The sequence below is a fragment of the uncultured Desulfosarcina sp. genome (assembly GCF_963664155.2).
Taxonomy (GTDB): domain Bacteria; phylum Desulfobacterota; class Desulfobacteria; order Desulfobacterales; family Desulfosarcinaceae; genus Desulfosarcina.
Map to the genome: position 1 here is coordinate 815,122 of NZ_CAXXXH010000002.1, position 15,809 is coordinate 830,930.

The 15,809-nt window shown below is 55.4% G+C and carries 12 protein-coding genes; 5 read left to right on the forward strand and 7 right to left on the reverse strand.

Going from position 1 to position 15,809, the window contains the following annotated elements:
* Positions 1–254: 254 nt before the first annotated feature.
* Positions 255–3,143 (forward strand): DEAD/DEAH box helicase, encoded by a 2,889-nt coding sequence (locus ACHZBS_RS27815; protein WP_319409794.1) that lies wholly within the window; start codon positions 255–257, stop codon positions 3,141–3,143.
* A 54-nt stretch (positions 3,144–3,197) separates the two neighbouring features.
* Here the strand turns inward: ACHZBS_RS27815 and ACHZBS_RS27820 are convergent, their stop codons facing one another.
* The 3 genes from ACHZBS_RS27820 to ACHZBS_RS27830 form a co-directional block, all read right to left on the reverse strand.
* Positions 3,198–3,854 carry a lysoplasmalogenase gene (locus ACHZBS_RS27820; RefSeq protein ID WP_319409795.1) on the reverse strand — a complete coding sequence of 219 codons (657 nt, stop codon included), beginning with the start codon at positions 3,852–3,854 and terminating at the stop codon, positions 3,198–3,200.
* A 60-nt stretch (positions 3,855–3,914) separates the two neighbouring features.
* Entirely contained in the window at positions 3,915–4,613 is a 699-nt protein-coding gene (gene queC, locus ACHZBS_RS27825; RefSeq protein ID WP_319409796.1) for a 7-cyano-7-deazaguanine synthase QueC, read from the reverse strand.
* A gap of 222 nt (positions 4,614–4,835) precedes the next feature.
* Positions 4,836–5,480 (reverse strand): radical SAM protein, encoded by a 645-nt coding sequence (locus tag ACHZBS_RS27830; protein ID WP_319409797.1) that lies wholly within the window; start codon positions 5,478–5,480, stop codon positions 4,836–4,838.
* A 92-nt stretch (positions 5,481–5,572) separates the two neighbouring features.
* Here ACHZBS_RS27830 and manA point away from each other — a divergent pair, with 92 nt between their 5' ends.
* Positions 5,573–6,796 (forward strand): mannose-6-phosphate isomerase, class I, encoded by a 1,224-nt coding sequence (gene manA, locus ACHZBS_RS27835; RefSeq protein WP_319409798.1) that lies wholly within the window; start codon positions 5,573–5,575, stop codon positions 6,794–6,796.
* 240 nt (positions 6,797–7,036) lie between these two features.
* Here the strand turns inward: manA and ACHZBS_RS27840 are convergent, their stop codons facing one another.
* Together ACHZBS_RS27840 and ACHZBS_RS27845 are read right to left on the reverse strand one after the other, a co-directional pair.
* Complete coding sequence (locus tag ACHZBS_RS27840) at positions 7,037–7,252, reverse strand: hypothetical protein (protein ID WP_319409799.1); 216 nt, start codon at positions 7,250–7,252, stop codon at positions 7,037–7,039.
* Positions 7,253–7,254: 2 nt separating this feature from the next.
* A complete protein-coding gene (locus ACHZBS_RS27845; protein WP_319409800.1) occupies positions 7,255–8,643 on the reverse strand; it encodes a hypothetical protein in 1,389 nt (462 codons plus the stop codon).
* Positions 8,644–8,850: 207 nt separating this feature from the next.
* Here ACHZBS_RS27845 and ACHZBS_RS27850 point away from each other — a divergent pair, with 207 nt between their 5' ends.
* Complete coding sequence (locus ACHZBS_RS27850) at positions 8,851–9,462, forward strand: hypothetical protein (RefSeq protein WP_319409801.1); 612 nt, start codon at positions 8,851–8,853, stop codon at positions 9,460–9,462.
* Between the two features lie 50 nt (positions 9,463–9,512).
* On the opposite strand, the gene acnA is transcribed toward ACHZBS_RS27850, so the two are convergent.
* Positions 9,513–12,266, reverse strand: coding sequence for an aconitate hydratase AcnA (gene acnA, locus ACHZBS_RS27855; RefSeq protein ID WP_319409802.1), 2,754 nt, complete (start codon positions 12,264–12,266; stop codon positions 9,513–9,515).
* Positions 12,267–12,576: 310 nt separating this feature from the next.
* Between acnA and rlmD the strand changes: the two genes are divergently transcribed.
* On the forward strand, positions 12,577–13,965 hold the full coding sequence (gene rlmD, locus ACHZBS_RS27860) for a 23S rRNA (uracil(1939)-C(5))-methyltransferase RlmD (RefSeq protein WP_319409803.1): 1,389 nt from the start codon (positions 12,577–12,579) through the stop codon (positions 13,963–13,965).
* A gap of 104 nt (positions 13,966–14,069) precedes the next feature.
* Here the strand turns inward: rlmD and ACHZBS_RS27865 are convergent, their stop codons facing one another.
* The gene (locus ACHZBS_RS27865) at positions 14,070–14,813 is read right to left on the reverse strand and encodes a hypothetical protein (protein WP_319409804.1); all 744 of its coding nucleotides are present in this window, start codon (positions 14,811–14,813) and stop codon (positions 14,070–14,072) included.
* A 230-nt stretch (positions 14,814–15,043) separates the two neighbouring features.
* Here ACHZBS_RS27865 and ACHZBS_RS27870 point away from each other — a divergent pair, with 230 nt between their 5' ends.
* Positions 15,044–15,700, forward strand: a complete 657-nt coding sequence (locus tag ACHZBS_RS27870) for a TetR/AcrR family transcriptional regulator (RefSeq protein WP_319409805.1) — start codon at positions 15,044–15,046, stop codon at positions 15,698–15,700.
* Positions 15,701–15,809 lie beyond the last annotated feature (109 nt).

The window sequence follows — 15,809 nt, forward strand, 5'->3', positions numbered from 1 at the left end:
CCCGGGCCGGGTAAAAATGGGTCGTCCAACGTTATGGCCTTCCTCTTGAAATTGGAGATGATGTCATGCGATAGTAGCCCTTTCCGGTAAAGGTCGGGGCCTTTTTCGGTGAGGTGTTGTCAATCGCTGCCTTAAGATTAACGGATGCAGGCCGCAAATAGCCAATAAATAGTTACTATAGCGTATTTTTTCAGTTTTTCAAGTGAATATGAACTTAAAGATGCGATCCGTGGTCAGATTGTGGTTTTCGAAGCATGACTGACAGCACGCCGATCAATGATTACATCACCGCACTCAAGGCTGCCCGCGCATTTGACGGGCAGGTGGTCTATCACCGTGAGTTTGCGCCAAGTGAATCCACCTTCGGGGAACCCCGAAAGCCTTGGCCGGCGCCGATTGGCCGCCTGCTTGAGGCCATGGGAATCGAACGCCTGTACGACCACCAGGCCCAAACCATCGACCGGGTGCGCGCGGGCATCCATACGGTAGCCGCCACCCAGACCGCCTCCGGCAAGACCCTGGCCTATACGCTGCCGGTCTTCGAGGCCGTTATTGAGGATGCGTCAGCCTGTGCCCTGTTCATCTATCCCCTGAAGGCCCTGGCCCAGGATCAACTCAAAGCCATCACCAGCATGTCCACCTTCCTGCCCGACATCAACCTTCGGGCGGATATATACGACGGCGATACGTCAGCCTACCGGCGCAAGAAAATCCGCGACAACCCGCCGCACATACTGATGACCAACCCGGAAATGATTCATCTTTCCGTGTTGCCCTATCACGACCGGTGGACCGACCTGCTCTCCCGACTCCGGTTCGTGGTGGTGGATGAGGTGCATACGTACCGGGGAATCCTCGGTTCGCACATGGCCCAGGTATTTCGTCGTCTGCGGAGAATCTGCGGCCATTATGGGGCCGCGCCCACTTTCGTTTTCACGTCGGCCACCGTGGCCAATCCTGACGAGCTGGCCAAACAATTGACCGGATTAAGCGTTGAAACCGTCACGCAGAGCACCGCCGGCAGCGGGCGGCGTCACCTGATCCTGATGGATCCGGTGGACGGGCCACTGACGGCAACGTTGATGCTGCTCAAGGCGGCTGTTAATCGGGGGCTGCGCACCATCGTGTACACGCAGTCCCGCAAATTGGCGGAGCTTTTGGCGATCTGGGCCAAAAATAGTTCCGGAGCCTTTGCCGATCGCATCAGTGCCTATCGCGCCGGATTTTTGCCGGAAGAGCGTCGCGAAATCGAGTCCAAACTCGCTTCCGGAGAACTGTTGGCGGTGATCACCACCAGCGCCCTGGAACTGGGCATCGATATCGGCAGTCTGGATCTTTGCATTTTGGTTGGGTACCCGGGATCCATTGTGGCCACCTGGCAGCGCGGGGGCAGGGTGGGGCGCAGCGGACAGGAATCGGCGGTGGTACTGGTAGCCGGTGAAGATGCCCTGGACCATTATTTTATCAGCCATCCGGAGCAGCTGGTGATGCGTCCGCCCGAAGCAGCCGTGATCAATCCCCACAATCCGGATATCATGTCCCGGCATCTGATTTGTGCCGCAGCAGAATTGCCGTTGAAAATCAATGATCCCATGCTGACACCGGAACCGATGAAATCCGGTCTGATGCAGTTGATCGCCTCCGGTGAACTTTATCTGAGCGCCGACGGGTCCACTTGTTTTTCGCCAATGAAAAATCCGCATCGGCATGTGGATCTGCGAGGGTCGGGTTCCAGGTTTGCGATCATCGACGCTGCCGGTAAGACCCCGTTGGGGGAAATCGACGGAATCCGCGTTTACCGGGAGACCCATCCCGGTGCCGTTTACCTGCACCGCGGGAAACCCTTTATTGTGGACTCCCTGGACCCGGAAACCCGTAAAGCCTTTGTCGTTGCGTCCCGGGTCAACTTCCACACCCGGGTGAGATCCCACAAAGATACGCAAGTTCTGAAGGTTTTAGATCAGCAGCCGGTATACGGGACTGTGATGGCTGTCGGCCGCCTTCGGGTCACCGAGCAGGTCACCGGCTATGACCGTATTCAGACCCGAACGGGAAAGGTGATAGAGCGGATACCTCTCGACCTGCCGCCTATGGTTTTTGAAACCCAGGGAATCTGGTTTGCGGTTCCGCAGGCAGTTGCCGCCATGGCGGAAAAGTCGTGGATTCACCTCATGGGCGGGTTGCATGCCATCGAGCATGCGGCCATCGGTGTTTTCCCGCTCCTGGTGCTGGCGGATCGGAACGATCTGGGGGGGATATCCACCCCCTTCCATCCCCAGTTGGAAAGCGCCGGCATCTTTATTTATGATGGACAGCCCGGCGGTTCCGGGCTTTGCGCCCAGGCATATTCAGATGGCAAGGGGCTGCTGGATGCCACCCTTTCGGTCATATCCGGGTGCCCCTGTGAATCCGGCTGCCCCAGTTGTGTCCACTCTCCCAAATGCGGTTCGGGAAACCGTCCCATCGACAAGGCGGGGGCGATCTTTTTATTGAAGGCCCTGATTTCCACCCCGGCGGCGGCCGCCCCCTACTTTTTTCCCGAACCGGCGGTTGTCGAGGAAGAGGAGGCGGCCGATCAAGCCGAGATGGTTCTTAATCCAACGGATAAGCCCATTCGTTACGGTGTATTGGATATTGAAACCCAACTGTCTGCCCTGGAAGTAGGGGGGTGGCACCATGCAGCGCGGATGCGGGTAAGTTGTGTCGTGCTTTACGATTCCCGGTCGGATAAGTACTATGAGTTCGTCGAGGGTCAGGTTCCCATGCTGCTGGACCATCTTCGGGAGCTGGACCTGGTGATCGGGTTCAACATCAAGCGTTTTGATTATCGGGTGCTTTCCGCCTACACCGAGCTCGATTTCCGGCAGATTCCCACCCTGGACATCCTGGAGAAGGTGAAAGACCAACTGGGGTACCGACTCTCTTTGGACCATCTGGCACGGGTAACGCTGGATGCCGGTAAAACGGCCGACGGGCTGGATGCGCTGCGCTGGTGGAAGGAGGGCAAGATGGCCAAGATTCTGGAATACTGCCGGTCGGATGTGACCATTACGCGGGATCTTTTCCGCTTCGGGCGCGACAATCGATATTTGCTGTTCCAAAACAAGGCTAAGCAGATTGTGCGTTTGCCGGTAAGCTGGTGACGCGGGTTCAAGCGATCGTGATATCCCACAATTTCCTACAGTAAGGAGGACTGCTTAGAGAGGAACCCAAGCCGCTGAAAAAGCCAGCAGGAACTGGGCGGAATAATACAGGGGCAACCCCGCAGCCCGATTCAACAGGGCACTGACCACAAAGCGCTGCCGGGCAACAAAAATATCCGAAAGGTAAAACAGGACCGCGCCGATCAGGATCGTGGCGCGCGTGATGCACGGGATTGCCGGATTGGCGGCTAGGCCGGCGGCGGCGCAGACCATGGTGCTGATGATGACGATGTAGGCAAGCACCGGCGTCTGCATATCGCCCAGGTGGGGCTCCAGCCAGCGCCAGACAACGACGCCGGCGGCCATAAACAGGATCATGCCCGCGGCCATGGCCGGTCCCACCTGGCCAAGGGTAAAAAAGGCGGCGGCGTACATCACGTGACCCAGTAGGAAACTGACCAGCCCCAACAGGAAGGTTTTGGGCGATCCCAGGGCCAGCAGGACGTCTCCGCCCAGGCAAAACACCAGGGCGGTAAGAATCATTGCGGCAAAGCCGGGGTTCCGGGCCGGCTGCAGTGTCCAGGCAACGATGAACAGCAGGGATAGCGGTGTCTTGAATGTCAGGATCCGTTTGGGCTGCTCCGTTTTTTCAGCTCCGATCAATCCCACCAGAAGTGCCAGCGCCAGTCCAATAACCGAACCGATAATCATTTTTGGTGTTCCTTTCGATTTATTAAATTGCGATTGAAGATGAGTGCTGCCAGTGCGAAATCAGCGGGGTGCATAGCGGGTCGGGTCGGCAATGCCGGCTTCCGCGAACCCGTTTTTGCGCAGGATGCATGAATCGCAGCTGCCGCAGGCCAGCCCTTCAGGCGTTGGATCATAGCAGCTGTGGGTAATCCCGTAGTCCACACCCAATGCGTTTCCTGCAAGGATGATCTGGGCCTTGGTCATGTCGATCAGCGGCGTGTGGATGCGAAAGCGCCCCTTTCCCTCGACGGCCGTTTGGGTGGCCAGATTGGCCATGGTTTCAAAGGCCTGAATATATTCCGGTCGGCAATCGGGGTATCCACTGTAATCGATGGCGTTTACGCCGATGAAAATATCCCAGGCGCCGAGAACCTCTGCCCAGGCGAGGGCGTAGGAGAGGAAAATCGTGTTTCGTGCCGGCACATAGGTGACGGGGATCGCTTCAGCCATATCGGACTCTCTGCGGTTTTTGGGTACGGCGATGTCATCGGTAAGGGCCGATCCGCCGATCGGCTTCAGATCCACCCGGGATACCAGATGCCGTTTCACGCCCATGGCTGCGGCTACTTTTTGGGCGGCCTGGAGCTCGACATCGTGGCGCTGGCCGTAAGAAAAGCTGAGGTTGTAGAGTTCGTATCCCTGGCTTTTAGCCATGGCCAGCACCGTGGTGGAGTCGAGACCGCCGCTGGACAATACCACTGCTTTTTTTGTATTAATCATGGTTAGTTTCCTTAATTTGCATAAAGTATAGAATAAATATTGATGGATTCGAAAAACGTATCAAGATGGGTCATTCCCGCGCAAGGCGGGAATCCAGGGTTATAAAGAATATATAGATTCCCGCATTGCGCGGGGATGACAATAAAGAGAGTATTTCGACTTTATACGAATACATCAATATTAATCCCGTTGAAAGACCAGCGTTCTTTTTGCGGTTTCCCGCTAAACCCCTCGATCCCGCTCCGGCCAGATCACTTTGTGCAATTGCACCTGCAACCTGGCCTGGATCCGGTCATCCAGCATCCATCGGGCCAGCCGCTCCGGCGATAATCGCCCGGATACCGCCGAAAAGAGGACACGGTCCGGGCCCAGGAATTCCGGCAGAAGGGACGCCATTTGGCTGGCAAAAAGGAAATCATCATGGTCACCGATGACGAATTTCACCTGGTCATGGGCGGTCAGCCGTTTCAGGTTATCCGGATCGTTCTTCGCGTGTTCCCCGCTGGACGGGCATTTGATGTCCATGATCCGGCTGCATCGGCGATTCACCCGATCGATGTCCAGGGAACCGTTGGTTTCCATCAATACCCGATACCGCGCCTGGAGCAAATCTTCCACCAGCACGGATGTGCCTTGCTGAACCAGAGGTTCCCCACCGGTAATTTCAACCAGGCTGCAGTCGAAATATTTTACCTTTTCGAGAATTTGCGGCACGGTCATCGTCGTGCCTTCATCATAGGCATATTCGGTGTCGCAATAGCTGCAGCGCAGATTGCAGCCGGTCAAACGGACAAATACACAGGGCAGACCCGCATGCACGGATTCGCCTTGGATACTGTAAAAGATTTCATTTACCTTGAGGTTCATGGTATTGCATATGTTGTCAATTTTTATTCGCGGAAGATCTATATCAAGGCACCAGCGGTTAGTAAACAGCCCTTTGCCGGGAAGAAATGAGCATGCCCATTTACCGTCTCGAAAACGTTGTCCAGCCCTATGAGTGGGGATCGAGGACCGCCATCGCCGATCTGCTGGGCCAGCCCAGCCCCGCTCCGGGACCCCAGGCGGAAATGTGGATGGGCACCCACCCCAAGGGCCCGTCCAAGGTGGTTGCCGGTGATCAAAAAATCCCGCTTCAGCAGCTGATCGATCGGCAGTCCGTCGGCATTCTCGGCCGGGATGTCTGCATGCGTTACGGCAATGCCCTGCCGTACCTGTTCAAGGTATTAGCCGCCGCCCGGCCGCTCTCCATTCAGGCCCATCCCAGCAAGCGCCAGGCGGTAGAAGGGTTTTCAAGGGAAAATCGCGAAGGAAAGGCCGTAGATGCGCCGGACCGCAATTATCGGGATGACAACCACAAACCGGAAATCATCTGCGCCCTGACCCCATTTTGGGGGTTGAACGGATTCCGGCCGGCAGCAGCGGCCGTTGATCTGTTGACGCCGGTATGCCCAACCGCCCTCAACAATGCATTCCAGGATCTGAAAAGACGGCAGGGCAAAGGGCTCAGAAATTTTTTCGAAGCCATGATGACACTTTCCGCTGAAAAACGGAAGGCCGCGGCCCGGGAGGTCCTGGATAAAGCCGGACCAGTGGCGGACGCATCGCCGCTGTACCAATGGATGGTCAATCTGGCACGTGCCTATCCGGCCGATATGGGGATTTTGTCTCCGGCGCTGTTGAACCTGATCTGTCTTAAACCCGGGCAGGCCATGTTCCTGCCCGCCGGTCAGCTCCATGCCTACCTGGACGGTGTGGGAATCGAACTGATGGCCAATTCGGACAATGTTCTCCGGGGCGGGTTGACCCCCAAGCATGTCGATGCCTCGGAATTGCTCAGCGTTGTCCGGTTTGAGGAGACGTCAATCAAAATTCTCGAGCCCTTTCCGATGGGGTCGGCTGAATCCGTCTACGATTGCCCGGCAGAGGAATTTTCACTCACCGTCATTCGGCCCTCGAACGGACAGCCATACCACTCTCCTTCAATCAGGAATGTGGAGATGCTCTTGTGTACGGCCGGAGAAGGACATATTGAATATAATGATCGGAGGGAGCGCCTGACCGTGAAAAAAGGGGACAGTTTCCTGGTTCCTGCCGGCCTCCATGCGTATGTCATTGGCGGCAGCCTCACCGTTTACAAAGCGGCCGTTCCCCTTTTGCGTCCATCGTCGAAGGCTTCGTAAAATATTCAAGATTGATAGAATCGTAAAAAGTCCCGGATGTGTCATTCCCGCGCAGGCGGGCACACGCAGTGAAGCTTTAGCGCTATCTATAAGTATATGATAACACTGGATTCCCGCCTACGCGGAGATGTCAATCAAGATTAATGGGTGACAATGCAAAGCGAGAAGGCGCGTTTTTTTTCGACACAGTGAGCAGGGATGCCGCGCAGTGTAGAAATCGAGCTGCTGGTGAAGCCGTCGTCAATAATTATCCCCATCCTCGGCAAACTCGTCGAAGCCTTTTTCCCGAAGGAATCTGGAGATCAGGGCGGCCAGTGCATCGGCGGTGTCAACCCGGTACCGGCCCTTTTCATCTGCACCGGCCTTCTTTTTTGAATGGGACACCACTGCCTGGAGGGCGGCTGCGGAAAGTTCAATATTGACGTGAACCCTTACTAACGGGCTGTTTTCCGACATGGTTAAACCTCGCTATGTATCGGCTGATCGGGTCTTTGCTTTTCAATGGTCAGGATGCGGGCGATGGTCAACGTTCCCAGATCAGATCTGGATTGACCATGCTGGGCACCCTGGGGAAGGTCTGAGAGCCGGGTGAAAAAATTGCGGAAAAAACGACCCTGGCGATCAATACCCACCACCACCTGATCGATGAGTTTTTTGGGCAGTTGGGCAACGGCATTTTTTGTGATCCAGATTTCTCCCTTCCCGGCAACGGCGGACAGGCGGGAAGACTGATCAAATGTCCCGCCGGGGACCATGGATTCCATGCAGCCGGTCGGATCCGGTGTGGTCACTTCATCCGTACCGTGACTGATGCCCATATTCATGCGGATCTCATCCGCCCATCCCTCCTGAGCCTTGAGCTTTTCTTCCATGACCCGCATCTGTCTGTTCATCCGGGTCGCGCAGCAGATGGCGCTGAAGATGGGGTTTCTTCCGGCGTTTTTAGTAAACAGGTAGTCGATTTGCGCACCGCTGCAGCCGGCCCGTTTGCCGCCGAAGGATCTGACAACGCTATCGCCTTCATCCCCGATGCGATGCATCAATTTGAAGAAAATCTCGGGGAGCATGGTGTCGGCGATGCGGTGAGAATCGTGGAGCCGTGCTGACAGTACGCAGATTGCTTTTTTTTCGTCCGTGGATTCGATGTCGCCGACTGAAGTATCCGTTTCCAGGTCGGCGGATACGGCGGCATGCCATAGATCCTGCCGGAGCAGAAAGAGGGTTCCTTCCTTGAATTCCATGCCGAAAATGCGCAGGGGTGAATCGGTGGCCTCGTCATTTCGTCCGATGATGCAGCTGTCCACCAGAAACGGATGGATGACTGCGTTTAGGGCGGTCTCGTCGTCGGTGGTGGGGATGTGATCATTGGAGATAAAAACGGTTTCCCTGTCAAACGTATCTTTGGCGGTGGAACGACGCAACAGGATATAGACAAATGAAAAGAACGCCTGCCAGTCGTCAATGGAATCCTTGATGGCCGGCCTGAGCAGCAGGTCGAAGATATTATGTGTGGTTGTGGATTTTAACTCCAGGGCCAGGGCCTGGGAAAAGGAATCTGTGCCGCTGGGTCCCATCCACACGACGGACAATTTTTTATCCACGAAAAACGACGGTGCTTCAATTTGTTCCGGTGAAAGGGATAGCGGACCAAATATCCTTTGAGGGGGTAGGGACGATTCGATTTCAGGTGTGTTGACCTCTGCTGCAGGTTCCAAACGATCATCGGGCGATGCCACGGACCGGAGGGTTTCCAATGGCGGCTGATCCGGCGCGGGTTTGGCAGATGTTTTGAACTGTTCAGCGATTTTATCCATGGGGTGACCGGAGGGTCCGTTATGCTCTGGCATGCTGGCTCGATCCTGTGTGGTAGTGGCCGTGTATTGAGATCCGTTTATCCGGGAAATGGTCAAAATCGTCAAGGGAAAAAGACCGCCGAACGTCGCCCGCTATCGCTGAACAATGGGCATCGCATTGACAATCAACAGGTTATCTCCTAAACACGAAAAGGCAAATATATCGCCGCCTGGATGAACGCCGATAACGAGACCCTGAAAATGAACGAATACCAGCAGGAACAACTCGAAGCACTGAAAATTGTCAGGCTCGGACTATCGCGAATCGGTGGCATGAAACGAATGGAATTAATCAAAACCATTCGGGATTACATGCAATTCAGGCAATCGGTGGATCGTTTTTTAGATCGGTATTTCAGTGATGTGTGCAACCGGACCTGTTACCTGAGCCGCACCAGCGCCTGCTGTTCCAAAGACGGTATCATCACTTTTTTTGCCGACACCGTGGTTAACGCGCTGCACGCCCCACCGGCGCAGTTGGATCGGCTGGAGGCAGTCTTGAACCGGGTGAACGAAGGCCATCGATGCGTCTATCTGGGCAGCCATGGCTGCACGTGGACGGTTCGGCCGGTGGTTTGCGCCATGTTTCTCTGCGACCGGGCTATGGCGGCAGTTTTCGGGGTCGCCCCGGAAGCGAAAAAGGAATGGGAGTCCCTTCGTCGGCAGGAAAAATTATTCAAATGGCCGGACCGGCCGGTTCTTTTTGATCTCCTGGAAAAAATGTTTCTTGATCTGGGCTACCGGTCCACCCTGATGCACCTGAATTTGAGCCCGGGGCTGCTGAGGGTTAAAAAAGAGGCCGGGCTCATCTGACGAGCCTGAATGTGGCCTTCCTGTCAGTCGGCCCGATCCTTAACCGTCGGCTAATCGTTCAGATCCGCCATCATCTTGCGAATGACGCAGGGCAGAATCCCGCCGTTTTCAAAATATTCCACGTCCACTTCGGTATCTAACCGGGAAGTCACGGTAAAATTGATTGCGCTACCATCAGCCCTGACGGCCTTGACGGCCAGCTGCTTTCGGGGAGTCATGTTGTCGAGCCCGGAGATGGTCAGCGTTTCCGAGCCATCCAGCCCCAGGCTTTGGGCGCTTTCCCCATCGGCAAACACCAGGGGAAGCACCCCCATGCCCACCAGGTTGTTGCGGTGGATGCGTTCATAGGATTGGGCGATGACAGCCTTGATGCCCAGCAGGGTTGTGCCCTTGGCGGCCCAGTCCCGCGAGGAGCCGGTGCCGTATTCCTTGCCGCCCAGTACGATCAACGGGGTGCCTTCTTTTTCGTAGGCCATGGCCGCGTCGTAGTTGAACATTTCCTTCTTTTCGGGGAATTTCAAGGTTAAGCTGCCCTGCTTGGGCGCCACCAGCTGGTTTTTGATGCGGATGTTGCCGAAGGTGCCGCGCATCATCACCTCATGGTTGCCCCGGCGGGACCCGTAGGAGTTGAACTGGTCGCGGTCAACACCGTTTTCGATCAGGTACTGTCCGGCCGGATAATCTTGGGGAATGGCGCCGGCCGGCGAGATATGGTCGGTCGTGACCGTGTCTCCCAGCAGCAGAAAGACACGGGCGCCGGTGATATCCCCCGGAGGCTGCGGAGTCAGGGAGAACCCGTCGAAGTAGGGCGGGTTTTTGATATAGGTGGATGCGTCGTTCCAGGCAAAGGTAGTGCTTTCGGCGATGTCGAGGGCCTCCCAGAAGCGGTCGCCGTCGAAGATGCGCGCATATTCCTTTTCGTAAAATTCCTTTTTGACATGGGCTTTGGCCAGTTTGTCGATCTGGTCGTGGGAGGGCCACAGATCCTCCAGGTAAACGGGCTCGCCGTTGGGGTCGATGCCCACCGGTTCCAGGGTCAGGTCGATATCCACCCGTCCGGCCAATGCAAAAATGACTACCAGCATAGGCGATGCCAGGAAATTCGACTTGATATTCTGGTGGATGCGGGCCTCGAAATTGCGGTTGCCGGAAAGCACGGCGGCCACGTTCAAATCGTTTTTCCTGATGACCGCCTCGATGTCGGGATGCAGTGGACCGCTGTTGCCGATACAGGTGGTACAGCCGAAAGCGGCCAGATGAAACCCCAGGGCGTCGAAGTAGGGCACCAGGCTGGCGGCCTCCAGATAATCCATGACCACTTTGGATCCCGGTGCCAGGGAGGTTTTTACATAAGGCGGCACCTTGAGGCCTCTGGCGACGGCGTTTTTAGCGATGAGGCCGGCTCCCATGAGCACGTGGGGATTGGATGTGTTGGTGCATGAAGTAATGGCGGCGATGACGATGTTACCGTCGCCGATTTTCATCGGCCGGCCGTTGAGTTCCATGTCGAACTGGCGTTGGGTCACCGGGCGGCAGCGCCTGGCGCGCACGGTTTTGCATCCGGATTCATCGTGGAATTCCGATATGCGCTTGATCTCGGTATCCCGGTCATATTCACAACCGAGGATGTCGGCAAACGTCTTCTTGAGCGCAGGCAGGGAGATGCGGTCCTGGGGACGGGCGGGGCCGGCCAGGGATGGCACGACCGTCGCCAGATCTAGCTCCACCACCTGGGTGAATTCCGGATCCGTTTCGCCGGTGTAGAACATGCCGGTGGCTTTGCAATAGGCCTCGACCAGTCGGGCGCGGTCACCCCTGCCGGTCAGTTCGAGATAGTCAAGGGTCTTCTCGTCGACCGGGAAAAAACCAAGGGTAGCCCCGTACTCCGGGGTCATGTTGGCAATGGTGGCCCGGTCGGTCACTGACAGGCTTTTCATTCCGGGGCCGAAATATTCCACGAATTTTTCAACGACATTCACCTTTCTCAGCATCTCGGTGATGGTGAGAACCAGGTCCGTGGCGGTGACGCCCGCTTGGAGGGTGCCGGTGAGCTTGACGCCGATCACTTCGGGAATGGACATGTAGTAGGGCTGACCCAGCATGACGGCCTCAGCTTCAATGCCGCCCACGCCCCACCCCATCACCCCGATGCCGTTGATCATGGGCGTGTGCGAATCGGTGCCCACGAGGGTGTCCGGATAGGCGGCCGCATTGCCGTTCTCATCCTGGGTGATGACCACCCGGCCGAGATTTTCAAGGTTCACCTGGTGGCAGATACCCGAGTTGGGGGGCACGACCTTGAAATTGGAAAAGCTTTTCTGGGCCCACTTGAGCAGTTCATACCGTTCGCTGTTGCGGCTGTATTCCAGTGCCACATTTTTTTCCAGGGCGTCGTCGGTGCCAAAATAGTCCACCTGGATGGAATGATCCACGATCAGTTCCGTGGGAACCAGGGGATTGACCCGTGCGGGATCCTTGCCGAGTGCCTTTACCGCATCGCGCATGGCGGCCAGGTCCACCACTGCCGGCACACCGGTAAAGTCCTGCATGAGCACCCGCGCGGGATGATAGGGGATTTCCACCGGCGCCGCATAGGTTTTCTGCCAGCGGACGATATGGGTCAGGTCCGTTTCCGTGACCACCCGCCCGTCGAGCTTTCGCAGCAGGTTCTCCACCAGGATTTTGATGGAAAAGGGCAGTTTTTCAACTGAGGTGCCCATATCCGCGGCAAACTGGTTGAAATCAAAGAAAGTGACTGTTTTTCCATCGACCTGGAGGGGTTTCGCATAGTCCGTGTTTTTCATGGCAAGGTCCTTTTCGGGGTTGAATGGAACTTGAAAATGGTCGAATAAACAAAAAGGGACGAATGGTCCGGAACGGTTTTGTTTTGCTGAACGGGGATCAATTAACAATTTGTCAGGCTTCCCTAAAGTAAAGAAAATCGATTGGCAGGGCAAGCAAAAAAGGAGGATAGACATAACGCAGATATTGGATTTTTACGGGGCCGCCATTATGATCCTTGACAAAAGCCCGGCCATGGACGATGTGGGGTGCCAATCGAAAAGTCCTTGAATTGACTGAAACAGATATGTGTAGACCCAAAAAAGGTTAATCATGACCGTTAAGAAAAAACAGATCGTTGAATGTGAGATTATCGATGTGGCCTTTGGGGGGAAGGGATTGGCCAAAATCGACGGCTTTGCCGTTTTCGTCGATCAGACTGTCACCGGCGACCGGGTAGCCGCCCGGATTATCAGAAAAAAGCGCAACTATGCCGAAGCCGTGGTCCAGGAACTGCTGACGCCGTCGCCCATGCGCGTGAATCCACCGTGTCCCTACAGCGGATTTTGCGGCGGCTGCAAATGGCAGTTCATCGCCTACCCGCACCAGATTGAATTGAAACGTCGCCATGTTGCCGAATCGTTGGAGCATATTGCCCTGATGGGCGGAACGACCGTTCACCCGACACTGGCGTCCGACGATATTTTCGGGTACCGCAACAAAATGGAGTTTTCCTGTTCGGACCGCCGCTGGCTGATGCCGCGGGAAATGGGCACCGACGTGGACGTCGGCTTCGCCCTGGGGCTGCATGTGCCGGGAACTTTCCATAAGGTGCTGGATACGAAAGCGTGCCTGCTGCAGCCGGAAACCGGTAACCGGATCCTGGATGCCGTGCGCACCTGTATGCGCGCGTCGGATCGTCCGGTTTACGGGCTTCGCACCCACGAAGGCTTCTGGCGGTTTCTCATGCTGCGGCACTCGGCGGCCCGTGACGAGTGGCTGGTGAACATCGTGACGGCCTTCGAGGACCGGGACGCGGTCATGCCGATGGCCGATATGATCCTGGCCAGGTTCCCCAAGGTCGTGTCCGTGGTCAATAACATTACCGCCAGGCACGCGGGCGTGGCCATTGGCGAGCGGGAAATCCATCTTGCCGGTGAACCGGTGCTGACGGACCGGATCGCCGGCTTTGAGTTCGAGATCTCGGCCAACTCCTTTTTCCAGACCAATACCCGCGGGGCCCAAAAACTATACGAAACCGTCGGTCGATACGCCGCCCTCAAGGGACATGAGACCGTGCTGGATCTTTATTGCGGTACCGGAACCATCGCCATCTGCCTGGCCAGGCAGGCCGGCGAGGTGATCGGCCTGGAACTGGTGGAAAGCGCCGTGGCCGATGCCCGTAAGAACTGCCGCGCCAACGGAATCGACAATTGTCGGTTCATCCTCGGGGACATCAAAAATACGCTGGAAACCATCAATACGGTTCCGGATCTCCTCGTGATCGATCCCCCTCGTGCGGGCATGCACAAGGAGGTTGTCAAACAGGTGCTCAAGCTGGCGCCGGAGAAAATCGTCTATGTCTCCTGCAACCCGGCCACCATGGCCAGGGATATCCTGGAACTCAAGGACATTTACGGGGTTGAAGAAGTCCAACCGGTGGATATGTTTCCCCACACCTTCCATATCGAATCGGTGGCCCGGTTGATTAAAAAAAAGTGAGTGGAAATGATGGGTTAACGCCTCAATAAGGGCAAATGATCCGACTGGCCGCGGCATGGATTTCCAGTGAAACCGGAAAGATGCTTTCAGTTTTCTGCCATTTATTAAATCTTGTCCAGCAACCGTTGAGCCCATTGGGTAAAGTATGGCTCACCGTTTTCAACCACTTGTTTGAGTAACCCCGTGGCCTCAGCATTATTCTTGTTTCCACCCAGTCCGATCAACAGTTCCGACAGATAAACCCGGGCTTCAGTACTGGATTGGAAATATGCGGTCTGCTGGAATTCACGATAATAGGCCAAGGCCTTTTTTTTGTCATAGAGCGGCCAGGGAAGAATCGCCCAGAACCGGCCAAGCGCAAGAATACTGCCTGCGTCGTCATACATTTTATCCAGTTCATAGACCTTTTCGAAGTTCATCTGGGTTTTGTCTTTCAGCCCTTCCTTCAGTGCGGTAAGGATACCGGTACCGTCGGAATAAATCCCCACGCTCAATCCGAAATAGTAATAGCCGGCTGGATGGCCGGGGTCGATTTCTCTTGCCTTTGCTCCGTATATCATCCCTTTCTTGCCATATTCGGCACAGATTTTTTTCCAGTCATCGACTTGACCTTTTTTTGCAGCCTCTCCATATTCCCGGCAGGCGCGGGCGCATTTCCAGTTGGCTTCGAAAATATCCGGGTTTTCGGCTAAAAAGCGTTCATAAAAACTAATTGCATTTAATAAATTCGTCACTCCGCCTTGGTTGAATAATGCGTCGGCATCGGCAATGGGCTCGGCAAAAACCGGGCTCGGGCTGATTAAGGCTACTACAAGCAGTAAAGCAATTGCCAGAAAGGATTTGTTCACTTAACACCTCCGATGTGCATTGTGGAAAGGGGTCCGGGGATTAGTATTGATGTCTGCCTGTCACCTTCAGAGTGTTCTTTAACAGAACCCGTCAAATTGGAAAAGAGTTGTTAATTCAAGTTAACTGCGTTAATGAGTTTAACTATCCATAGTGATTCGGTTTCCAACATGTTCCTATTTCAGGCGAGGTCTTAGATACTACGACAAATTGAATTCGCAGGAGCCCAACCATGTCGACATTTCAGAAATTAAGGAAAGAAGAACGCGAAACACGAAAAAGCCTGATTATCGATGCCGCAATGGACTTATTTAGTCAAAAAGATTTCCACAATATCGGCATGCGGGACATCGCCAAACGCGCCGGTATATCGGCCGCCGCGATCTACCGCTATTTTCCCAGCCGTGACGATGTGTTCGTGGAGGCCCTGGTGCGCCACATGAAAGTGGTGGAGGACCTGTTTGAGGAGAAGGTCAAAGAGGGCAACACCTCCCTGGAGGAACTGGCCCTGGGCAGCGTGGACTACATGTTGAAAAACGAATCGGTGTTCCAGATGATGGGCCATTTCATGATCACCGGCCAAATTCAGCCCAAGGCCCTGGATCGTTACAATGCCATGCAGCGCCGTTTTCTCGACATCCTGGAGCGGGTCAACAACCAGACCGAGATCGGTATGAACAACCGCCTGGTGACCCATGCCATTTACGCCTCCATTACCGGTGTGGTCATGGCCTTTAAGAATTATCCGGGCCGGTCCCCCGAGGAGATCCGGCGGCATATCTACCGGCTGGTCCAGATCGTCAGCAGCGTCTTCTCGACGGGCAAGATTCCCGAGAACCTGCAGAACCTGCCGGCCCCGGACCTCGCCGCGATGCCTGAACCTAAATGATTTTACCGGTGAACAGTGGCCCGTGAGCGGTGACCGGAACAAGTGATAAACAAACAAGGTGCCTGGATCGCGATTGGAAGGCGCTCCTACGAAAAACCGAATCCCATAA

Bases quoted from the DNA above. Each gene is read 5' to 3' on its own strand.
- ACHZBS_RS27815 (WP_319409794.1), top strand. From the start codon at position 255: ATGACTGACAGCACGCCGATCAATGATTACATCACCGCACTCAAGGCT.
- ACHZBS_RS27820 (WP_319409795.1), bottom strand. From the start codon at position 3,854: ATGATTATCGGTTCGGTTATTGGACTGGCGCTGGCACTTCTGGTGGGA.
- queC (WP_319409796.1), bottom strand. From the start codon at position 4,613: ATGATTAATACAAAAAAAGCAGTGGTATTGTCCAGCGGCGGTCTCGAC.
- ACHZBS_RS27830 (WP_319409797.1), bottom strand. From the start codon at position 5,480: ATGAACCTCAAGGTAAATGAAATCTTTTACAGTATCCAAGGCGAATCC.
- manA (WP_319409798.1), top strand. From the start codon at position 5,573: ATGCCCATTTACCGTCTCGAAAACGTTGTCCAGCCCTATGAGTGGGGA.
- ACHZBS_RS27840 (WP_319409799.1), bottom strand. From the start codon at position 7,252: ATGTCGGAAAACAGCCCGTTAGTAAGGGTTCACGTCAATATTGAACTT.
- ACHZBS_RS27845 (WP_319409800.1), bottom strand. From the start codon at position 8,643: ATGCCAGAGCATAACGGACCCTCCGGTCACCCCATGGATAAAATCGCT.
- ACHZBS_RS27850 (WP_319409801.1), top strand. From the start codon at position 8,851: ATGAACGAATACCAGCAGGAACAACTCGAAGCACTGAAAATTGTCAGG.
- acnA (WP_319409802.1), bottom strand. From the start codon at position 12,266: ATGAAAAACACGGACTATGCGAAACCCCTCCAGGTCGATGGAAAAACA.
- rlmD (WP_319409803.1), top strand. From the start codon at position 12,577: ATGACCGTTAAGAAAAAACAGATCGTTGAATGTGAGATTATCGATGTG.
- ACHZBS_RS27870 (WP_319409805.1), top strand. From the start codon at position 15,044: ATGTCGACATTTCAGAAATTAAGGAAAGAAGAACGCGAAACACGAAAA.